General features: G+C 41.3%; 21 protein-coding genes. 18 read left to right on the top strand and 3 right to left on the bottom strand.

Going from position 1 to position 20,555, the window contains the following annotated elements:
- Nucleotides 1–264 precede the first annotated feature (264 nt).
- The 11 genes from ACJJIW_RS18720 to ACJJIW_RS18670 all read left to right on the top strand — a co-directional run bounded on the left by ACJJIW_RS18720 (nucleotide 265) and on the right by ACJJIW_RS18670 (nucleotide 8,976).
- Complete coding sequence (locus ACJJIW_RS18720) at nucleotides 265–918, top strand: helix-turn-helix transcriptional regulator (RefSeq protein WP_444936044.1); 654 nt, start codon at nucleotides 265–267, stop codon at nucleotides 916–918.
- 86 nt (nucleotides 919–1,004) lie between these two features.
- The gene (locus ACJJIW_RS18715) at nucleotides 1,005–1,565 is read left to right on the top strand and encodes a YbhB/YbcL family Raf kinase inhibitor-like protein (RefSeq protein ID WP_444936043.1); all 561 of its coding nucleotides are present in this window, start codon (nucleotides 1,005–1,007) and stop codon (nucleotides 1,563–1,565) included.
- Between the two features lie 386 nt (nucleotides 1,566–1,951).
- The gene (locus ACJJIW_RS18710) at nucleotides 1,952–2,593 is read left to right on the top strand and encodes a hypothetical protein (protein WP_444936042.1); all 642 of its coding nucleotides are present in this window, start codon (nucleotides 1,952–1,954) and stop codon (nucleotides 2,591–2,593) included.
- A gap of 666 nt (nucleotides 2,594–3,259) precedes the next feature.
- The gene (ltrA, locus tag ACJJIW_RS18705) at nucleotides 3,260–4,474 is read left to right on the top strand and encodes a group II intron reverse transcriptase/maturase (protein ID WP_444936041.1); all 1,215 of its coding nucleotides are present in this window, start codon (nucleotides 3,260–3,262) and stop codon (nucleotides 4,472–4,474) included.
- Between the two features lie 140 nt (nucleotides 4,475–4,614).
- Nucleotides 4,615–5,625, top strand: coding sequence for a hypothetical protein (locus ACJJIW_RS18700; RefSeq protein ID WP_444937371.1), 1,011 nt, complete (start codon nucleotides 4,615–4,617; stop codon nucleotides 5,623–5,625).
- A 91-nt stretch (nucleotides 5,626–5,716) separates the two neighbouring features.
- The gene (locus tag ACJJIW_RS18695; protein WP_444936040.1) at nucleotides 5,717–6,022 is read left to right on the top strand and encodes a hypothetical protein; all 306 of its coding nucleotides are present in this window, start codon (nucleotides 5,717–5,719) and stop codon (nucleotides 6,020–6,022) included.
- Between the two features lie 82 nt (nucleotides 6,023–6,104).
- Nucleotides 6,105–6,266 (top strand): hypothetical protein, encoded by a 162-nt coding sequence (locus tag ACJJIW_RS18690; RefSeq protein WP_444936039.1) that lies wholly within the window; start codon nucleotides 6,105–6,107, stop codon nucleotides 6,264–6,266.
- Between the two features lie 792 nt (nucleotides 6,267–7,058).
- Nucleotides 7,059–7,436 (top strand): Tse2 family ADP-ribosyltransferase toxin, encoded by a 378-nt coding sequence (locus tag ACJJIW_RS18685; RefSeq protein ID WP_444897095.1) that lies wholly within the window; start codon nucleotides 7,059–7,061, stop codon nucleotides 7,434–7,436.
- Complete coding sequence (locus tag ACJJIW_RS18680) at nucleotides 7,433–7,666, top strand: hypothetical protein (RefSeq protein ID WP_282953304.1); 234 nt, start codon at nucleotides 7,433–7,435, stop codon at nucleotides 7,664–7,666. Before ACJJIW_RS18685 ends, ACJJIW_RS18680 begins: the two co-directional genes overlap by 4 nt.
- A gap of 401 nt (nucleotides 7,667–8,067) precedes the next feature.
- Nucleotides 8,068–8,358 carry a hypothetical protein gene (locus ACJJIW_RS18675; protein WP_282953305.1) on the top strand — a complete coding sequence of 97 codons (291 nt, stop codon included), beginning with the start codon at nucleotides 8,068–8,070 and terminating at the stop codon, nucleotides 8,356–8,358.
- A gap of 342 nt (nucleotides 8,359–8,700) precedes the next feature.
- Nucleotides 8,701–8,976, top strand: a complete 276-nt coding sequence (locus ACJJIW_RS18670; protein ID WP_444898365.1) for a hypothetical protein — start codon at nucleotides 8,701–8,703, stop codon at nucleotides 8,974–8,976.
- 175 nt (nucleotides 8,977–9,151) lie between these two features.
- Here the strand turns inward: ACJJIW_RS18670 and csrA (ACJJIW_RS18665) are convergent, their stop codons facing one another.
- Complete coding sequence (gene csrA, locus ACJJIW_RS18665) at nucleotides 9,152–9,331, bottom strand: carbon storage regulator CsrA (RefSeq protein ID WP_444936038.1); 180 nt, start codon at nucleotides 9,329–9,331, stop codon at nucleotides 9,152–9,154.
- 535 nt (nucleotides 9,332–9,866) lie between these two features.
- Here csrA (ACJJIW_RS18665) and ACJJIW_RS18660 point away from each other — a divergent pair.
- Nucleotides 9,867–10,385: a hypothetical protein gene (locus ACJJIW_RS18660; protein ID WP_444933047.1), complete on the top strand. Its 519-nt coding sequence runs from the start codon at nucleotides 9,867–9,869 to the stop codon at nucleotides 10,383–10,385.
- A gap of 121 nt (nucleotides 10,386–10,506) precedes the next feature.
- Here ACJJIW_RS18660 and ACJJIW_RS18655 read toward each other — a convergent pair whose 3' ends face one another.
- Entirely contained in the window at nucleotides 10,507–10,626 is a 120-nt protein-coding gene (locus ACJJIW_RS18655; protein WP_444936037.1) for a carbon storage regulator, read from the bottom strand.
- A gap of 282 nt (nucleotides 10,627–10,908) precedes the next feature.
- On the opposite strand from ACJJIW_RS18655, the gene ACJJIW_RS18650 reads away from it, so the two are divergent.
- From ACJJIW_RS18650 to ACJJIW_RS18630, 5 genes are all read left to right on the top strand, one after another.
- A complete protein-coding gene (locus ACJJIW_RS18650; RefSeq protein WP_444936036.1) occupies nucleotides 10,909–11,331 on the top strand; it encodes a hypothetical protein in 423 nt (140 codons plus the stop codon).
- Nucleotides 11,332–12,262: 931 nt separating this feature from the next.
- Nucleotides 12,263–12,952 carry a DUF2971 domain-containing protein gene (locus ACJJIW_RS18645; RefSeq protein WP_444936035.1) on the top strand — a complete coding sequence of 230 codons (690 nt, stop codon included), beginning with the start codon at nucleotides 12,263–12,265 and terminating at the stop codon, nucleotides 12,950–12,952.
- 622 nt (nucleotides 12,953–13,574) lie between these two features.
- Nucleotides 13,575–14,639 (top strand): YaaC family protein, encoded by a 1,065-nt coding sequence (locus ACJJIW_RS18640; RefSeq protein WP_444936034.1) that lies wholly within the window; start codon nucleotides 13,575–13,577, stop codon nucleotides 14,637–14,639.
- A 624-nt stretch (nucleotides 14,640–15,263) separates the two neighbouring features.
- Entirely contained in the window at nucleotides 15,264–16,112 is an 849-nt protein-coding gene (locus ACJJIW_RS18635) for a hypothetical protein (RefSeq protein WP_444936033.1), read from the top strand.
- A 258-nt stretch (nucleotides 16,113–16,370) separates the two neighbouring features.
- Nucleotides 16,371–17,192, top strand: coding sequence for a hypothetical protein (locus ACJJIW_RS18630; protein WP_444936032.1), 822 nt, complete (start codon nucleotides 16,371–16,373; stop codon nucleotides 17,190–17,192).
- A 181-nt stretch (nucleotides 17,193–17,373) separates the two neighbouring features.
- Here ACJJIW_RS18630 and csrA (ACJJIW_RS18625) read toward each other — a convergent pair whose 3' ends face one another.
- On the bottom strand, nucleotides 17,374–17,553 hold the full coding sequence (gene csrA, locus ACJJIW_RS18625; RefSeq protein WP_444893715.1) for a carbon storage regulator CsrA: 180 nt from the start codon (nucleotides 17,551–17,553) through the stop codon (nucleotides 17,374–17,376).
- A 1,321-nt stretch (nucleotides 17,554–18,874) separates the two neighbouring features.
- On the opposite strand from csrA (ACJJIW_RS18625), the gene ACJJIW_RS18620 reads away from it, so the two are divergent.
- Nucleotides 18,875–20,539, top strand: a complete 1,665-nt coding sequence (locus ACJJIW_RS18620; RefSeq protein WP_444936031.1) for an AAA family ATPase — start codon at nucleotides 18,875–18,877, stop codon at nucleotides 20,537–20,539.
- The last annotated feature ends 16 nt before the right edge of the window (nucleotides 20,540–20,555 follow it).

Here is a 20,555-nt window from a genome sequence, read left to right as displayed (position 1 = left end):
AGTGGGTAGAATCTGATTGTGCGTGATTGGGTTGGAACATTTTGTAATTATTGATGGTTATGCTATATAGACCCTGCTTTTGAATTTACTGTTAGGCGCTCAATCAACTTATGTTAAAACTTAAGCAATTAGCAAAACAGTTGCTGGAGGAGGGTAAGAGCTTACCTTTTTCAGTTTATTCCTCATATAAGGAACAAAATATTTTTAATGTTCCAATTGTTAATCCTACCTTGATATGTGTACTTGACGGATGCAAGGAACTAGGTGGGGATAGCCAAAAGAGCTGCTCAGCTGGGGGAGTTTATATTTCTATCTAATAGCCCTAAAGTTGATATGCGAAATATCCCAGTCGATTCGGAATATTTTGCGCTGCTTATTGAATTTGAATATAAGGATTTCGATAGATTAATTTTTGAGAAGAGTATTGAAAAAAGCTATTTTACCGGTGAGGTAGGTTCTACTTTGGAGATAACCCTCCATCAGTTTATGGAATGGGGTTCATCCGTTTCTTCAGATCTATGGCATATTCGAAGACAAGAAATATTACAAACATTATTTTATTTGGGGTACCAAGAAGTAGCTTCTGTATTGGAGTCAGCGAGTGTGAGTCAAAAGTTATATAGAATTATCAGTGAAAATCCAGCAGCGGACTTAAGGGTAGATATGCTGGCGTCAAAATTAGCAATGAGTGAGTCAACACTAAGAAGGAAGTTAAATGGTGAAGGTACAAGTGTTAAAGTTATTATAGATGATGTCAGGCTTGGCTTTGGACTGCACTTGCTTCAAACGACATTTGAGCCTGTAGGCCGTATATCAGAAAGGTGTGGCTATAAGTCACAGTCTCGATTTGCAGATAGGTTTAAGAGAGCTTTTGGCATAACCCCTATAGAACTGAGAAAAACAAGAGTGAACGTTTGAGGCAAAACTTTGACTGTTTTTGATCTATTACTCTGAATTTGAAACTCCTATCATAAGTATTCATTCGGAATATATTTGGAGAAAAAATGTCAAGTGTAATAAGCAGGTTCAGTTTTGTTGTCTTTACAGTGCTCTTATCCGGTGCGGCTTGTGCAGAGTCATTTTTGCTATCGAGTAAAGATATACATGCTGGAAAATTTATGAGCAAAGAGCAGGAATTCCAGGGATTCGGCTGTACTGGTAGTAATATTTCACCACAGTTATCTTGGTCTAATACGCCAGAAGGGACAGAAGCTTTTGCTGTTTTTGCATATGACCCTGATGCACCAACAGGTAGTGGTTGGTGGCATTGGCAACTTGTAAATATTCCCAAAGATACTACTTCACTTCAGGCTGATGCAGGAAACTCAGAAAAAAACCGTATCCCTCAGGGTAGTATACAAATAGTAAATGATTATGGTTTAAGGGGCTTTGGTGGTGCTTGTCCACCTAAAGGCCATGGCGCCCACCGGTACCAGTTTACGGTTTATGCATTATCAAAGAAATTAGATTTACCAAGCGATGCATCAGGGGCACTAACTGGCTATATGGTTAAGGCTAACTCTCTGGGCGCAAGTACTGTCGAAGCTTTATACGTACGGGAGTGACCGCCGATGAGCAAATTCAGATGAGGCCATGGCGCATCTGATGTGACCGGGAGCGAGATAATTGAAGTTTTGTGTTTCTTGCCATTCACTAAAGTTAAACTGCTTAAGAAAAAGCCCTGGCAGGCCTCCTTTGGTGAGGCCGCTTCTCATTAGCTTCATTCAGATGTGTGCGGAGGGTTCATTTCGTTTGATGGGTGTGGATGTCTGCCTTTACTTGATTCTGGTTTACTTTTAGCTCGATAATTGAGGCATTCGTACCGACTCCTAGGTTCTCGCCGGTTTAGTGATTTATGGTCAAAGTGCTTACTTCGTGCTTGATTTTCAAGCCGTGGGTGGGCATTCCTTGGCGGAGAAGCTTGGTAAGTGATGTCTTGGAGAGGAATCGGGTGGCTGAGGAAGTGGTGGGCCAGAATTTCATAAATATGGAAGTAAAAATAGAAGCATTAATAGAGTTGCCAATATCAGATCAGGCTTACGATCTTAGGAAAGAATGTAGCTCGACTGCAAGAGACGAGCTACTTACAGTAAGTGGATATCGAGACTTGGTCGGATATTCAGCTGATCATCAATTCCATTCGTTAAGTAAGCTTAATGACAACAATTTGGCGCGCGCAATTGAACTGCATATATCAGATTTTGAAGTCAAAGATTGTTGCGCCTTCTTTGGCGGCTTTGCTCTAGTCATAAATGGAGTTAATAAATTATTTCCCCAATGTTGTGGGACTATGGCTGATCTTGAGTCCTGGATGCGATTGAAGTCGGAATCCGATCTCTACATAGCCATTGAGGGGCATCCAAGTCCGCGTGCGTTTAGAAAGGGCGATAAAGTAATAATTGAGTGCATTGATGACGAGCCATTCATCCCGGCCACAGATAGAAAAATTGAGGTTGATTATCCTGCTTTGTGTGAGGCGATAGGGGTGGCCGAGTCAGAGATTATCATGGTGGCAAATCGTATAGATGGTTTGGCAAGCTCAATGGGGTTGCCAAAAAATACATCTATTCACTTGCTAAGAGAGATGGCGTAGGGCATGTAATAAGAAAATACAGCGGAACTGAAACTCCGCTGATTTGGGCGTTAGTACGTCAAGCTAAGCTTGATGCTTCTTGCAGGGTGGAAGTCCCTGTCGGGTAAGGCCTAACCAGCCACCCGTATCGAGTGTTGCGCGTAGGGCGGAGCAGAAGGAAAAAAAATATACTCATTTTTTTTCTCACTGTGAACAAACTATGTGAAGCGTACACAGAGAATTCTATAGACCATAGGGGTTATCGTGACCCTGAAGTGCTGGTATCGCTCCGATAATAAAGTGAGCTCCGATTGACGAGATGTGTAACGCCATCGAAGTCCAGGCAAAGCAACCGCATTGGTGAGGTTGTGGCGGATCGGCGGGGTTATCAAGCCGTGGCATGTAGAAAGAGAGGTATTGAGAACTTGAGAGATCCGAGCAGGTTCCTGAAGGAACAGGTAGGGACGTTAAGCCTAATGGTGAAACCAACGAAGACCACTCGGAAGTCGGATCAGCTCATAGTAGTCCGAGAGCGGGAAAGCCGCTTACATGGCGAAGGAGCTGACAGTAATATCGGTGTGCAACAGAAACATAGTCTGGACAAAGTAGGGCTGGAGACACTATGACAACCGCCTTGCACGCCATCGCATTTAAAGCACAGAGCCACCCCAGACACAGGTTTCAGAATTGCTAAATTCCAACCTGCTGTATCAAAGCTGGGGCCAGCTCAATAAGCAGGCCCGCCCCGGTATCGACGGAGTAACTACCGAGGTTTACCGGCAAAGACTGCCGCAAAATATTCAATGCCTACATCAACGGCTGTGTGACAAACGCTACCGCACCCAGGCGATTAAGCGGGTATTGATTCCCAAAGGCAACGGCAAGCAGCGCCCACTGGGGCTGCCTACGGTGGAAGACAAACTGGTGCAGCAGAGCGTAGCGCAGCTACTGCAAAGTATCTGGGAGCAGGATTTTCTGCCCTTCAGCTACGGTTACCGTCCCAGGAAAAGCGCCCACCAAGCCGTACACAGTCTTGGCTTAAATCTGCAATTCAAAGGCTACGGCTACATCGTTGAAGCCGATATTAAAGGCTTCTTTGATCAGCTGGATCACGACTGGTTACTGCGGATGCTAGCCCTTCGTATCGACGACAAAGCCCTGCTGACACTGATTAAGCAGTGGCTGAAAGTACGCGTGCAAACTCCAGATGGTAAGTTCAGTAAAGCGGCAGCAGGCACCCCGCAAGGAGGTGTGGTCAGTCCGGTACTGGCGAACATCTATCTGCACTACGTCCTGGATTTGTGGTTCGAGAAGAAGGTTAAGCCGCGTATGCGTGGCAGAGCCATGCTAATCCGGTACGCCGATGATTATGTAGTGGCTTTCCAATTGAAAACGGATGCAGAGCGCTTTTACCGGGTACTACCGCAACGTCTGAACAAGTTTGGCCTGCAGTTAGCCCCCGAGAAAACGCACCTGAAGCGCTTTAGCCGCTTCCATCCGGGCCGAAAACGGCAGTTCCAGTTTCTGGGTTTTGAGTTCTACTGGAGCTTGGACGTCAACAAACGCCCCAGGCTCAGGCGCCGGACTGCCGCACAGAAACAGAAGGGCGCAATGGAAGCGCTCTACCACTGGATCAAAGCCAAGCGCAGTGAGCGTCTGAGAGAATGGCTGCCCACACTGAAGCGCAAGCTACAGGGGTTCCAGAACTACTTCGGTCTACCAGACAACAGTCGAAGCTTGTCCCGTTTGTACAGCTATGTTTTACACAGCATACACAAATGGCTCAACCGGCGGAGTCAGCGCAAGAGTTACAACTGGAATGGTCTAAAGGAAATGCTGGGATATTTTGGGCTAAAGCCACCGCGAGTATACAAACGCAGTATACTTGTGGACTGGTATTAGGGTTCGTGCTTTACACGAGCGAATATATTACTGAAGAGCCGGATGCGGTAGTTCCGCACGTCCGGATCTGCGTGGGGGCAGTTAGGGTAACCGGCTGTCCTACCACTACTCAAGCCGTGAAATAGGTGCAACAGTTGAAGATGATGGAAGAGAAAGTTATTTTAGCAGTTAAGGACTTTGCGAACTCGATAAATTCGGGGAGCAAGGTTGTAGCTGATATGTCTGCATTAGTTGATGTGACGAGTCAGTTATCTCTTTCCAGTTTTGACTACTGGGAACGGTTTATACGCACTGAGTTCTCTTCAGCACTAAGAGAATCAACGCCTTCCAAGTGGAAGCTTTGGTCAAAACCTAAGGAGCTGATAACTTGGCTTGACCTAATTAGTTGGGATGGTTACAAAAGAGAGAAAGCTCTACGAGCCCTTTCGGGAGGAGCGCCAAATACATTCTTTTTCTCGCTTGCCGTTCGTAGGCTGAATGATTGGGTGCCTCAAGTGCGTGAGGCTGCAAGGGAAAAGCTTCCTGAGATAGCAAAATTAACTGATCCAAAATGCGTAGTTGAAGCACTATGTATTGCACTATCAAATTGGAACTCATGGGGTAGGATCAAGGAAGAAGACAAGCAGATTATTCTTCAAATCATTTGTGAAAAAGATATAGCAGAGTCGCTTTGGCGTAAGTTAATTTCGTCTGCGTCTGGGCCCATGCCATCATTTTTTTCCCAGCTTGGGCGCACACCTATTCTTGATGAGAATTTAGAAGAAATAGCGAGATTAGCTATTCAACCTTCGGTTAGAGCTAAGGCATATCGTAGTTTATTTGAAGGCCGTATTGTATGGATGGAGGGCCGGAAATGGGAATGGACAGATATACGCTATTGTGAAGGTAGGGTAAGGCCCATCGTAGGTGAACGAAAACTAGACATCAAGACCCCTATACTCGATTTTTTAGAATTATCATCTGATGATCGCTCGTCTATCGTTAGACGAGTTTCAGCTGAGATTTTGATACGAGAGCTGGGTAAAATTGAAGCAGTTATTGCAAAGGAGTTAGCTAACAAGTTTGCTTCAGATAAGTCTCACCCTGTATCAGAAAGGGGTAAGTTTGCGAAAAGAAAATTAGAGGAAATGGCATCTGTCAATGACTCTTAACGAGTATATATTGATAGACTCGCTTTCAGTTTCGCTCCAACAAGAAGGCTGTATTACTAAATGGGTAGCCATACATACAAGGTAACTTGCTATGTTTAAAGTATTCTATAATTTTAATGTAAAAATAATAGTTTTCATGGCATTGACAGTTTGTTCCCACACTGCAAGCGCCTGCTTGTGTTCACATGAACTAGCTCTTGAAAAAGGGGTTTCCAAAATTGCTACAAAGTTTCCGGCCAAAAGCGCAAAAGTTGGGGACTACAAGTTGATTGTTGATGGCAGTTTCTATTTAGTGATTCCGAAGGAAGAATCAAAGTATGGACGTGGCGGTGGTCAGCCGACTGTGAAACTACACCGTGAAAACTGTCGGGTAGTCGATATTTCACTCGCTCGCTAGCTGCATTGCCTGTTTGATTTATAAGCTCCGTAGCAGGCTCATTGACCCACCATATTAGCCCTCACTTTCTGATAGGAGTTTCATGAGGAGTCAACCAAGTTACGAGAAAGTAAAAAGGAATGCTGAAGAGAAAGCAAAAGAGTTATTCAAACCACTTCCTGAAGATATCAAGAAAGAGCTTGAAAAAGACAGTACCTTGGGTTCACCAGAAAACCTAGTAGATCGTATTGATGAGGAGGAGTAGGTTGAAAAACGATCAAAGTCTTCTGCTAAGTAGCTAGGCTACTTGTTCACTCTAACTTGTACTGTCTTTTCCGCTTTGTAGAGAGGTAATTCCTTGTAGGTGTGAAAAGGGTTCTATGAGCATACCGCCCGTTACCTGAAAGATAGCTAGCTATCAATAGCGCCTCTCTGGAGCCCTATTAGGGTAGAGTCTCCTTCCTTGGAGAATCTGCCTTTAACTCCTTCTATTGCTTACCTTTCGATTCGCACATAGATCCCTTTACGATGGGCTGAGGGGATTTGGGGGCGTGGATGCCTATCTTTTCATGATTGCTTTTCGCTTCCAGTACTGCAGCTAGCACACTTGTACTAGCTTATGGGCTTTCGCCGGCTCGGTGCTTTATGGTCAACCTACTTACTTCGTGAAGATACTCAAGATGTGGGGAGGGGATTCCTTACTGCGGGAACTTGGTGAGTGATGCTTTGCGGATGGGGAGCAGTCGTAATAGTGCAGAATAGGGAAGGGTGGATATAAGTGTTCCTGAATTGATTAGCTAATATAACTTATTGAGTTTACAACTTGTTATATTTTCAATGCCAATTTTCTTATCCGGCTACTGTTGCTCTGCTCGCTATTCTACTTGGAGGGTGTCCAGAATTGCCCTTAGAGGTAAAAAAATTAATATTTTCGAATAAGAGATCGTAAATACCAAATTTTTGTATAATTATCCTCTTCAGCCAATAGCCTTAGCGGTTTATACTTTTGTTCGGTGTGGGGCCAGGATTAATTCAGTATCTTGAAAAGGAGATCATCATGTTCCCAAAGGAGTTCTTCATTGTTCCAGAAGAGCTATTTAGGCTCGGTAATTCAACAAGCCCAAAGTTATCAAATGTTAGACCAAAGGATGTTGATACAATGGAGGTCAATGGCATTCGAGTAATTATCGCTAACGGCAAGGGTATAAGTGTTTTTGATCGGGAAGGGATTAATGAATCCCCGATGACGGGTTGGGTTTGGAGATTTCAACCAAATACTAAACCACCAATGGGCCTCAAGATGGTTCAAGATAAGGCCCATCACTATTGCATATCTCCCACCCAGAATATGCCGGTTGATAAATTTAAAGGACTTCTCGAAGAAATGGCCCTTAGCGCCACAAGAGTTTTTAAGAAAGAAGGTAGAGTGGTATGAATGACTTTCAATTAAGCCTAGTAGAATCAGAGCTCAAGATTATCCTGGAAGCGCTGATAGAAATGGAACAAAAAATGTCCAATATTTGCGAAACATCGGATAATGAAGATGAGATCGCGGATGTTGGTAATGATCTTATTGAAGTAAGGCTCCTACTAAAGCCTCTTAAAGAGAAAGCAGTTGAAAAATACGGAAAAAATATAGTTAATTTTTCACGCGAACTACTATGAGTTTACTAGGGTATTACAGTCGGCGATCAACGTTATGCGCCTCTTTATGGCGATAGTACGGTAACCAAAGTTTGATACACCAAAGTTAAATCTCTATAGAGGAAGCACGAGTGGGTGATTCCTCATAATCAGACGGGACTCAGCTTTTCGGCAAACTGGCAGCACCTCAAATCAATAAATAAGCTGAAAGCATCTAAAAACCCTGGGAAAAATGTCGACGTATTTTGGGTTTTGGAGAAGTCAGATTTGCCGCCTGATCTGAAATTTGTGCAAGATCAGAAAGATAATAGACACTACTTTCTAACCATTACGAGGAGAATGACGGCTTCTCAACTAGTCCAAAAGCTCCAGATGGTTGCTGATCGCATGAGTGTAATAAGAGATGGTACGAAGGTGATAGGGTGATTAATTATAAATTGCCCGAGGAAAAGGAGTTTCTTTTGCATTATGCAGAGTTACTCAATGATAAAAAAAGCCTCGATATAATCAAATCGGGATCTTTGGCTAATAAAGAAGAGGCCATTCACTTCGCTGAGTTTTTCTGGAGAACTGTCAGTGAGTCTAATAAGCAAGATGAAAAGCAAGGTGAGAGTAGTGAATATATCCTTGAGAAAATCATCATTACGCTGATGGCATATTTTCGTTCAGCCGGTTATGAAGATGAATGGGAAGAGGTAACTGATAAAAATTAGTGTGAACAGATTGCAGCAATGCTAGCTATGTCTTGAACTCAGCTGATCTCCCCAGTTAGTGTCGATTTTCACTTATAGAGTGTGTGCAGCTGTTTTCTAATACATTTGGAAGTAACTGTATGGCTGTGACATTTCCCATCATAGAAATAGTGTGCGCTCAAAGGTGCCACTATGATGATGAAAGAGGGGAGGAGATTTGGGTGGGATTCCCTCCATTGTGAATCTGGTCCCGCGGCCTTTCAGTGCCTACTTTTTTTCTTTTGATAGGCATAATAGTATCGCTCCAACGGCAAATATGCCTCTGGATGAATTCAAGGGTCTACTTTCAAGATTGGCAATTAAATGTCAGAAGGTATTCAAAAAGCAGATTGCGTTATGACACATATAAAAGAAATGAACTCATCACTATGTGATTGGGAAACCCGGATAATACTTGAAGCAATAACTCATGAAGCTGAGCGTCTAAAGTCTATTTGTGAAAAATCTGAAGATGAGGATGAAGTGGCAGATGCTGGGAATGACTATCTAGAAGTTATTGGCCTCAAGGAACGTTTAGAAAAACAAGCAATAGAAGTTTTTGGTCAACAAATTACCAATTTCAGTAGGGAACCACTTTAACTCTAACAAGTTATTGTGCTGATGTGTTGCCCTCAATGTTACTTGTCCGAGCAATCATTAGCAAAACTCAGGCCCTAACTGTTTGGTTACGGCTCAGCAAAGAGCTAGATTTGTTAACCAAAGGAAGGAGAATCGTCTGGAGCCTCCTTCCTTGGTGAGCCTTTCCTCAACACCCTCAATTGCCTACTTTGTGTTCTTCTTTAATGCGCACATAGATCTCTTCTCGATGAACGGGAAGGGATTTAGGGGTGCGGATGCCTATCTTTACTTGATTTCCCTTCACTTCCAGCACTGTGATCGAGACATTCGTACCAACTCTTAGGTTCTCGCCTGTTCGGCGCTTTAGTATCAACATGTTTTCTTCCTACCGATACTCAAACTGTGGGTGGGCATTCCTTGGTGGGGAAGCTTTGTCAGTGATACTTGGTGGAAGAGTGGGGTAGGGCGCGGGGACTCAGAATAGGGAAAAGCCAGTACCTTTCTTTCAGAGCTTAGGGAGTTTTTGCAAGATCTTGAGTTTACTCTATTTGATGGGTGTCCAGAATTGCTCTTAAACACAAGTCGTAGGTGGGTATCCCTTGTTGGGACGTTTGGTAAGTACTGCTTTTCGAGTGGGAAATGGTCACAGTGGTGCTTAATAGGGAAGGGGGCTAGTCTTCATGACTCGGTATTTCACTATAACCTGTTGAATTCAAATCATTTTTATAGACCAAATACCAATTTCCCCATTTCTCTTTTACTTCCCTGCTCGCCACTCTATTTGGTGGGTGTCCAGAACTGCTAGTGTCTAATATTATTCAGTCACAAGGCTGACAGGAGTTGAAATTATAGAAAAGCGTGATATAAAGTTGTGATGTTGAATTAACTGTTAAGTATTCTCGGAGGTTTATTTGGATATCAAATCAACTTACGCATTGATCGCCGCATGCTCGGCCTTGTCTGGTGCACTGCTTAGCGGGGTGCTTCAAGCATATTTGATCGAGAAAAAATCCAAAATAGATCGAGAGTTATCAAACTATGAAAACAGACGTAAATTGGCTGAAAAAATTCACTTCAACTTGTCAAGCCTCTCGTTGAAGTTATCTTTAGCCAAAGTAGATATGGCAGAAGGCGAAGATAAAATTCGCTATTTTGATAAAAATTACGGCGAAGCACATGATCTTATATCAGAAGTACTAATGATTTCATCCCTATACTTTCCCGGCGTGAAAGAAAAATTACTGACTATAGAGGACCAAGCTAATCTATATTGGGGTTACTTTAAAGCAACTTTAAAAATCGACATCGCAGAGAACCAGGAGGGTTGGCAATTCAACTGTGACAAGGCTACCTCAGCATCAATCGACTGCCTCGAGCTAATAAAAAAGGCAAAAGCACAGCTAGAGCTCGAAGTAAAAAATACTAAATAAGCACATCAAGTACATTCTTTCCGTAAAAAATGTACCACTTACCGGATAAGCTATGTTTGCTATTTATAGAAACTTAAATCAGCTTAGGCCTCTTTTCTTGAATCAACTATCCTAAGCGTCTTCAAATGTCGACTTTTTGTTCATTTTTGATGCGTATATAGATCTCTTCTCGATGAGTAGAGAGGTATTTGAGGGCGTGGATACCTATCTTTACTTGATTGCCTTTCGCTACCAGTATCATGACTGAGACATTGGTTCCAATTCCTGGCGTTTTCCAACTCGGTGCTTTAGGGGCAATATGTTGTTTCCTACTGATATTAAAGCTGTAGATGGATACTGTTTGATTGGGAAGCATGGTAAGTGATTATTGGAGGAAGAGTGGGGTGTGGCGTTGGGTGATGGGCTCAGAATAGGAAATGGGAGGGCAAGACTTCCGGAGGTTGACGAGGTTTCGTAATAAAGTAGTTTACTTAACAGGTGCGTGATTATAGCATTATGTAAAAGCGATATATAAGGATAAACTGTGAGCCTGGAAGTAATTGTCACATCTTTTATAGTTTCGTTTTTCGCTGGAATAGCGTGTATCAAATATATTCGTTTTAGGGAAGATCAGATCCGAAAGAAGATTGAAGAGATAGACTCTCATCAAGAGTTTGTCGAGAAGCTGAGCAAAGGAAATACTAAGCTGCTGAGAAGTTCACTTACGCTAATTTTTATTTGTTTCTTTCTTCTTTTTATTGTAATCGTACTTCTATTAATGGTTCATTTTTTAAATCCACCTTTGTTGCTTCGCAGTGTAATTTATGGTCTCTGTCTTGGTGGGCTTGGTACTGGAGTAGGTGTATGTTTTTACTTTGCGAGAGCTATTATCCAGAGTAATGACCTGCAGAGTACTAAAGCCAAGTTGCATGAAAAACGAGAAAGGCTTGAGCGCAAGATTACGTAGCAAGTACGTGTTGTAGAACTTAATTTATAAGCTAGTAACCTTACGCTGGGTGATCCACTCCTAAAAGTAGATGTCATGTGGTTTGGATTGGAGTATTCGTGTTATACACTAGTGATTCTGATTTTGAAGTCGTAAGAGACTAAGCCCTTTCACTACCAGCTTATGTGATTGTTATCCAATAGGGTTACACCTATACCGAGGGTGATGGGCTTCCCGTCTCTTATATGGGAAGCCGGTTCCGGGGACACGATAATACTTATTTCAAAGTTGGCTTGCCATGCCAGCCCCCATAGTCATGATTCATGGAAGTGAAAGCTTGCGTTCGGGCCTCCTTCCTTAGTGAATCTGCCCTCAGGTCCTTTCACTATCTACTTTTTACTCTCTTTTCATTCACATATAGATCTCTTCTCGGTGGATAGGGAGGGATTGAGGGGGAGATGCCTGCCTTTACTTGATTCCCTTCCACTTTCAGCTCTTTGATTGAGACATTCGTCTCGATTCTTAGGCTTTCGCCGTTTCAGTGCTTTATGGTCGAGATGCTCACCTCGTGCTGATTCTCAAGTCGTGGGTGGGTATCCCTTGGTGGAGGAGTTTTGTAAGTGGTGCTTAGAGTGAAGGGAAGGGCCATAGTGAAGCAGAATAGAGAATTGTGGGTACTAGTCTTCCTGAGCTGGAGAATCACTGTAATTTGTTGAATTTAAACTGTTTTTATATCTTCGATGGCAATTTCCTCATTTGGTTAGTGCTACTCTGCTAGCGACTCTACTTTGAGGATATTCAGAATTGTCCCTTTTCTTTCGCAGGGCTAATGAGCTTTCGAATTATGGAAAAGCATGATATATAGATACTGATTTTGAATTGACTATTACATTTTATGGAATACCCAGAAGTTACGAAGCTATACAAGTATCGAGCATTTAACGAATTTTCGATGAAAATGCTTGTAAATAAAGAAATGTGGTTGCCAAAACCAGAACATTTTAATGATCCTTTTGATTGTTCGCTTACGCCTGGAGGCATTAAAACGACTGATGATCAGCTTCATCAGCTAAGTGAATTAATTAGGGAGCTTTATGACTCAGCGGAAGCTGAAAAGCAAATCGCTGAAATTATAGAAAGAAATTCTCTAAAGCCCGTGAAAGAAGTTGAAGATACGTCTATTAAGAAGCATATGAACGAGGCAAGAGAGTCCGGAGTATTCTCTTTAAGTGAAAAGAATGATGACATACTTATGTGGGCTCATTATGCAAATAACCACACAGGATTTTGTGTTGAATTTGAGAGAAAAAATATAGAAAATAATTTTCTTAGCCACTTTATGTGTAGAAAGGTAAGCTATACAAGCGAATATCCAAACCTAAACCGAATCATTGATCTGTTAGACGTCAACCTGTTTACAAAGGCCAAAGGATGGGAATACGAAGCTGAATGGAGGTTGGTAGCAAAAAGAGGAAATGTTATTCTGCCTCTGCCTGCACCAATTACCGCTATATATTTTGGTCTAAGGTCCAATGAGGAATCAGTCAAAACAGTTAAAAATATATTTAGAGATAATAAAGTACAATTTTACATTGCAAAACGTAAACAGGGGGAATTTGCAATTGAGTTCGAAGAAATCTAACAAGCGTCTCTTGCCCCGGAAGAAGGTTTTGTAGCTACAATACGCTCTTCTTTCTTTGAGAGTCTGCCCGCAATGTCATCATTTACCTACTTCAATACGCACATAAATCTCTTCAAAGCGGACGAGATGGAGTTTGCGGGCGTGGGTACCTATCTTTACTTTTCACTTTCAGTTCCGTGACTGAGATATTGGTTCCAATTCTTGGGTTTTCGCCGGTTCGGTATTTTAGGATCAACCCGTTTTTTCCTAATAATATCCAAGTTGTGGTTAGGTCTTCCTTGGTAGGAGGGTTAGTGAGTCATGCTTTAACGTAGAGTAGTAGGGCGATGTGTGGGTGACGTAGGCACAGGGTAGGGAAAAACCGGCATGTTTTCAGGGCTTGGTACTCTTCACAATCTATAGAATTTGTTACGTTCTTGCAGTATTAATGTCAACTTACTTTCCTGGTTACCAAAGTCTTGTTTACTTTTCTATTTGGTTGGTATCCAGAATGGCTTGCCTACTCGTCACTAAAATTAGTGGGTATTCAGAGTTACTAAGACTGTATAGGGTGTTAAAATAGCATTATTAAATTCAACTATGACACATTGTGTAATGATTTTTTTAAAAGTGAGTATTTGATATGGCTTTAAAGGAATTAAAAGTAGCAAAATTTAAGTATCAGAAGGTCAGTTACTCACACATCTTGGTCAACCCGGCGGAGCCCGCTGTCTTAACAGCTGATCCATGGTCGTACTTGCATGGAAGCTTACTTAAGAAAATTGAGAAATCCGTAGGAGATAATAAAAAATATCTAAATCGAGCTAGATATTATTCCTCCTTAGCTGAAGATTTTTACAAGTCAGCAGAGTCAATAGATATGCCTACGAAAGGCACTCTTTATTACTATGGAATGATGAACCTAGTTAAATCACTTCTTTCTGTAAAAAAGATTAAGTTAGAAGAAATTGTGGAGCATCATGGGATAACAAACACACACGCCAAAAAACATTCATTGACTATCTCGGGGAAAATGAAAGATTGCACAAATATTTTCCTTGAGTTTTCAAAAATAATGGGTACTCCAGTTTCGGGTAAGCATGAAATAAACCTACGACATGTTTTTTGGTATATACCGGAATTAAATGGAATAAGCCAGAATCTAGGCTTTTTCCAAAAACCAAAATATCTTCCAGTGAATATAAGTTTCTGCGTAAATGAATCAAATGCATACTTGCAAACTGAGGTTTCATATGCAAAGGGGAGTGAAAGCCTGGTGGATACTGATAAATTTTTGAAGGGTGAGCGTAAAGAATATTTCTCCCCCCCGTATGAATCTAATGGATATGTTGTTTATCGCAGTAAGCGAAAGAAGAAGGTTAACAATAACAACTGGCCAACGGTGTATCGAAATGTTCTTAAAGAATATTCAAGATTAGGGTTCGCGTCTATATTGACTAGAAATGGCTATAGATACTATTGCTCTATTCAAGAAGGTACCTATCACCATCTGTGCAATTCATATTTATTTATGTTTTATCTAGGGCACTCTGCTAGATATCGTCCAACAGAGATAGAAGAAATCATGCAAGGTGAGCTACGCCCATTGGCTACGGAGGCCGTGGCAATTATTCCGCGACAGTTCATGTACCAGATGATCAGTTTAATTACGGCGAAGGTTTGTGTTATTCCTTATTCACAGGTATGAGGCAATAGAAAATTGGAGTAGTTCATCGCTTAGCATTCCTCATGCTTTATCCTATGAAGTGCTTGAAAAATTATTTTTTTTCATTTGTGCAGTGGGTATGTGGGAGTATTGCCTGGCATGTAAATGGTTCTTTCAAGCGAATTATCGATTGATAATAGAGGTTGAGCCTGCTTCCGTGGAGACTGTGCTGTTCGCACCTCCCATTGCCTGCTTTTTGTTCTCTTTTAATGCGCACTTAGTTCTCTTCTCGCTAGATGGGTGAGGCTTGGACGTGGATGTTTAGCATTACCTGACTCTTCTTAACTTTAAGCTCTTTGGTTGGTACTTTAGTCCTGATTTCTAGGTTTTCGCCCATTTGCCGGTTTATTATCAACGTGTTTGTTTTCTGCTGAGACAGAACTCGTGGGTAAGCAAAGTATTCCTCGATGTTGAAAGTTGGTGAATGGCGTTCGTTGGATGAGTACTCTATTTGATTGGTGTGCAGGGCTGCCTTTGGATCTTTGGGTGCGGTGTAGGTGGATTTACGAGGGCGGTCTCTCTAACGAATTTGGGAATTATAGGAAAGCGTGATATATAGACTCTGCTTTGAGTTAATTGTTAGTCTCATAATATATTTAGGTTTACATGAAAGATAATATATCAGATATCATATTAAGGCGAATAGATTCACTTATAAATCCGAAAATTGAGAATCGAGTGATCTATGGGGCGCTCATCTCTGGGTTTAGTTTAATTTTGATGCCTAAACTGCTTTTTATTCTTAATGGAATCTCTATCAGTTCAAGCAATTTTACAATCGGGTATGAAAGTATCGAATCTGTAGAAAATACTACATTATTTTTAGGGTTCTTTCTGATTCTTGTTTCAGGGTTTCTACTTTATTTATTCAAGTTTCATAAAAGGCCGGAATTGATATTTTCAAGTGACTCAGTATCAGCCAGATCTTGGAGAAAATGCCCTTATTCTTTTCGAAATGATCAATTAATAAGTCCCTTAATTATAAAGGATTTAATCGGATGGATTTCAGACTCAAAAAGACAAATTGTTTCAGTTGATATCGATGGATCAAATAGAAGCAATAGATATTATGGTGATATAAGAGTTCGTGAACTTGAAGATAGAACTTTTGTTGAAGTTGAGGGCGAGGATGGTCAGGGTGTTTTTGGGTACGAGTATCTAGGTACTTCAGAATCTGGGGTTCACGCTCTTCATACATATGATGATGCAAGTGGATCAGGAACATTTCATTCATTAATTCTCGTAGTGATTGAAGATGCTGATCTTCTCGAGTATGACGATGAGGCGCCGCAGCTATTAAGCACACCAGTTGTTCGCTTGATCGGTAGATTATCTTTGGGCGATAGGTATATAGGTAATGTCTCTTTTAACAGGGGAGTCCTAAGAATCAGCAAGGATAAGAGTTTTACACGGAATTCGCTCATGGATACGAGCAAGGTTATATTGGTTAAGTAATTAAAAATCACAAGCAAGTGAACTAATTGATAGTCCCTATGGATGTCTGAGGTGCCGCTGAATTTGGTACTCAGACTGTAGAAAAATTTGAGAATATATATGCACCTTTGTGTGTAGTTGAATATTGCAAAAAATTGTGGTTCTACGTGATCTCTGATTTAGTTTTCATGCGAGTAGACTATTTTTATCGTAGAAGTTAAAAATGAGAGTGGGATGGGTTTTTCATGTCCTCGGTTGGTCAATCACAGGGAAATAATAATGAGCGATGAAATTGAAGGTGTTGCGGAAAGAAAACGTCCAGAAAGCAGAAAAGTATCAAAAGTAACTCGTGGTACTTTATCTGCTGTTGGTGGGGCGATACCTATAGCTGGTGGAGTCTTCTCTGCAATCGCTGGCGCCTGGTCTGAGCATGAACAAGATAAGGTAAATCGTTTCTTCGAGCATTGGGTTCGGATGCTTGAGGATGAGCTGAAAGAAAAAGAAGAGACCATAATCGAAATCATGGGAAGGCTTGATCTACAAGATCAAGCAATTTCAGAACGAGTTGAGAGCTGTTCTTACCAGTCACTAGTGAAGAAAACTTTTAGAGCGTGGTCCTGTGCTGAAAGTGAAGAGAAGCGTGAATATGTTCGTAACATTCTTGCAAATGCGGCTAGTTGTCAAGTTTCTAGTGATGATGTGGTCCGAATGTTCATTGACTGGATCAACATCTATTCCGAAATGCATTTTCAGGTAATTGGTGCAATTTACAATAATGGTGGGATCACTAGAGGCCAAATCTGGAGAAAAATAGGTAAGGGGCAAGTTCGTGAAGATTCAGCAGATGCGGATCTCTATAAACTTCTTTTCAGAGACCTCAGTACCGGTAGTATTATTCGCCAGCATAAAGAAAGAGATCGCATGGGAAATTTTATAACTAAAACGTCGCAACGACGCCCTAAAGGTAGCGGCCCTAAGCCATCGGTATCTGCATTTGATGAGAGCGAAGGCTATGAACTTACAGCGTTAGGGCAACAGTTCATACATTACGCTATGACTGATTTACCAATGAGAATAGAGTTCAATACCTCATCGAAATAAAGGCTCTAGTAAAGCAACTAGTGAGGCCAAAACGCCGCCGCTATAGTCTGATTTTTGACACTAGCAGGCGGCGCTAGTGTGATAATCGGAATCTGAAACATCTTGTTATTTAATAAAATTAAATTATTGCAGTGGTGGCTAAGTATAGAATCCTTCCTTTGAGAAGCGGTCCTCAACACCCTCAATTGCCTACTTTGTGTTCTTCTTTAATACGCACATAGATCTCTTCTCGATGTACGGGAAGAGATTTGGGGGCGCGGATGCCTATCTTTACTTGATTTCCCTTCACTTCTAACACTGTGATCGAGACATTCGTTCCAATTCTTAGGTTTTCACCTGTTCGGCGCTTTAGGATCAACATGTTTTCTTCCTACCGATACTCAAGCTGTGGGTGGGCATTCCTTGGTGGGGAAGCTTGGTAAGTGATACTTGGTGGAAGAGTGGGGTGGGGCGCGGGGGCGGTGGGCGCAGAATAGGAAAAGGCGGGCGCTAGGCTCCCAGAGCTTGGGGGGTCGCTCCAAGCTGCTGATAGTGCTCCACTTTATTGAAGACGAGCGGGTTTCTAGCGTAGTATGCATACAGCCATCTTGATACTCGGTTTATCAATTTGGTTAGCTGGCCCCTGGTGTTGCAGCACCTTGGGTCAGCGCCTTCTATCTATTCTTATTTCACGCTACCGTTCCCCTATTAAGGCCTGGTTTTTAAGGGAATTCTTTGGCCTCTCTTAAAATGCCACCTTTGAAGATCTTTCCTTATTGAAGCCCTTAATGCTGACAAATACTTCGCAATTTTACGTGGCTTTTCCATTAAAGAAAGCTTAATAAATTCCAATAAGATAATTTAGGTGCCTACATTTCTAATTTGATTTTATTGGGCTGTTAATATATGCGGAAGTTTTTATTGGGTGACTTGATTGTGTAGAAGCAAAGGGTAACGGCCCTTAGTAGCTCGGGGATAAATTTTAGGTGCGGAAATACCGTTGCGGCGACTTGATGAGTCAATAGCCTTGGAGGCTTAAGTACAAGAGATTCAGCGTAAAAGTGCTCGAAGAAGGTTCTGGGTTGATTTGCTTTTTAAAAAGCAGGGTCATCTGCAATTTTCAAGTCGATAATTTTTGCTAATCTCTTTACTTTGTTGACTTTCAGGGAAGTTTGGCTATGCAATGGCGGCTACTATAACAATGTAGATTGAAATTCTTAGGGTCATAGAGAGCGTAATAGAGGCAGATAGGTTTGGTTAAATTCTATAAGAGGCCTAATTTTGGCTGGTAAATCTGGGTAATTTACTTGAAAAGGTTGATTATTTTATTAAAAAAGCACAAAAGATCTGCAGGTGATTGTTGTTGCTAGTGTGCTAGAGCGGAATTTAAAGAGCTTCAGTTAAGGGAACTCAATTGATACTTTTGTTGAGCGCAATGGAGGTAATATCCCAAAGAAAGTGGATGTTGTAGATGTAGACTTAACAAAATCAATTGCGTATGCGAAAGTTGGTCGAAAAGCGTTACTTCTTGATCAGATGGCAGGGATAATGTGGCACATGAAAATGTTCTGAGTGTATCATTAATCAAGACAAAATTATACTATCTACTATTGCATGGTAGGCCGCTGATGAATACTAAATTTGGTATTCTTATAATTATCATTTTGTTCACAGCTGTATGATAGAGTTAAGTGGGGGATTATATGAAAATATCTAGCATTTCACTTGATAATTTTAAAAGGTTTACAAGCTTAAGGATTTCGGATATTCCAGAGAATGCGAAGTTAGTAATAATCGCAGGGCCGAATGGTAGTGGGAAATCTTCTTTGTTTGATGCTTTTAATTCATGGTATCGATCGAATTCAGGTTTTGGAGCGCCAAATGATGAAAAGTACTATCGCAAAGATACTCGTATAGCCTTTAGTGGAAATGATAGTGTCCGTGTCGTATTTCATGACCACCCTCATGGAGTGGCTGTGCAAAAAAAATCGATGTACTTTCGAACAGCTTATCGAAATGATCCAGACTTTAATATTTCACGCTTTTCAAAAGTGGGTCCGCCACACGAAAATCTTAAAGTAAGTCGTTTTATTGACAATGACCAAACTGTTTCTGAAAACTATCAACGACTCGTACACAATACTATTTCTGGCGTGTACTCTGAAACTAATAATGAAAAGAGTGTTAAAGAGCTTAGGGAGGAGTTGATAGGGAGGGTTAGGCAGTCAATGCTAAATGTATTTGACGATTTGGTTCTCAATAATATAGGTGATCCGCTTGGTGATGGTTCTTTTCATTTTAAAAAAGGGGAGGTTGCCTCCTATCATTATAAGAATCTTTCTGGCGGTGAGAAGGCAGCTTTTGATCTATTGTTAGATCTTTTAGTTAAGATTGAACACTACGATAATACTATATTTTTTATTGATGAACCTGAAACTCATATGCATACATCTCTTCAGGGAAGGTTAATTAAAGAGATGTTTAGGGTGATTCCCAATAATTCCCAAATGTGGATGACGACGCACTCTCTAGGTGTCATGAGAATGGCTAAAGAGCTTTCATCCAGGGATCCTGGAAGCGTTGTATTTATCGATTTTGGTGAAGTTGATTTTGATAGTGAGGCCAAAATTACACCTGCTTCCATTGATGGGTTAATGTGGGAGAAATTTCTATCAGTGGCTTTGGGGGATTTCTCTGCCACTCTAAATCCGGAATATTTAGTGATGTGTGAGGGAGATATTAATGGGCGTCGCAGGAAGAGTTTTGATTCTTTTTTATATACAAAGTTGTTTAAGGGTAAGTATCCAGGCTTAGCGTTCGTATCGGGTGGTTCTTGTAACGAGATCGAAAATCCTGAAAATATAGGGTTTAAACTTTTGTCGGAAGTGCTTCCAAATTCCAGGCTGGTACGCTTGGTTGATCGCGATGACAAGTCTGATCAAGAGGTTGAAGAGCTTGAACTTAGAGGTATATATGTAACCTCTAGAAGACATCTTGAGTCGTATCTTTTGGATGATGAGTTGATCATAAAATTAGTTGAGCAAATATTTAGGGCTGAGTTAATTGGAAGGGAAACCTCTGAATGCCAATCAATGGACTCTGACAAGCTTGGAATATTAAAGGAGCAAGCACTACAAGTTAAGAGTGATGCAATACAAAAGAGTATCGAGAGAGGTAAAGCCCCTGATGATATAAAATCAGCTAGTGGAGATATATATCTAGGTTTAAAGAGGTTGCTAAATCTAACACGCTGTGGGAACAATGCAGATATGTTCATGCGGGATGTAATGGCTGATTTATTGGATGAGGATACGCTTGTTTATAAAGAAATGGAGCGCTGTATCATAAGTAAGCTACTAGGCGCTTAGGAATGTTTTGCTCTTG

This window comes from Microbulbifer maximicatervae (SeqCode), assembly GCF_052467815.1.
The sequence above is the reverse complement of the archived record's forward strand: the minus strand, read 5'-3'. Positions and strand labels throughout refer to the sequence as shown.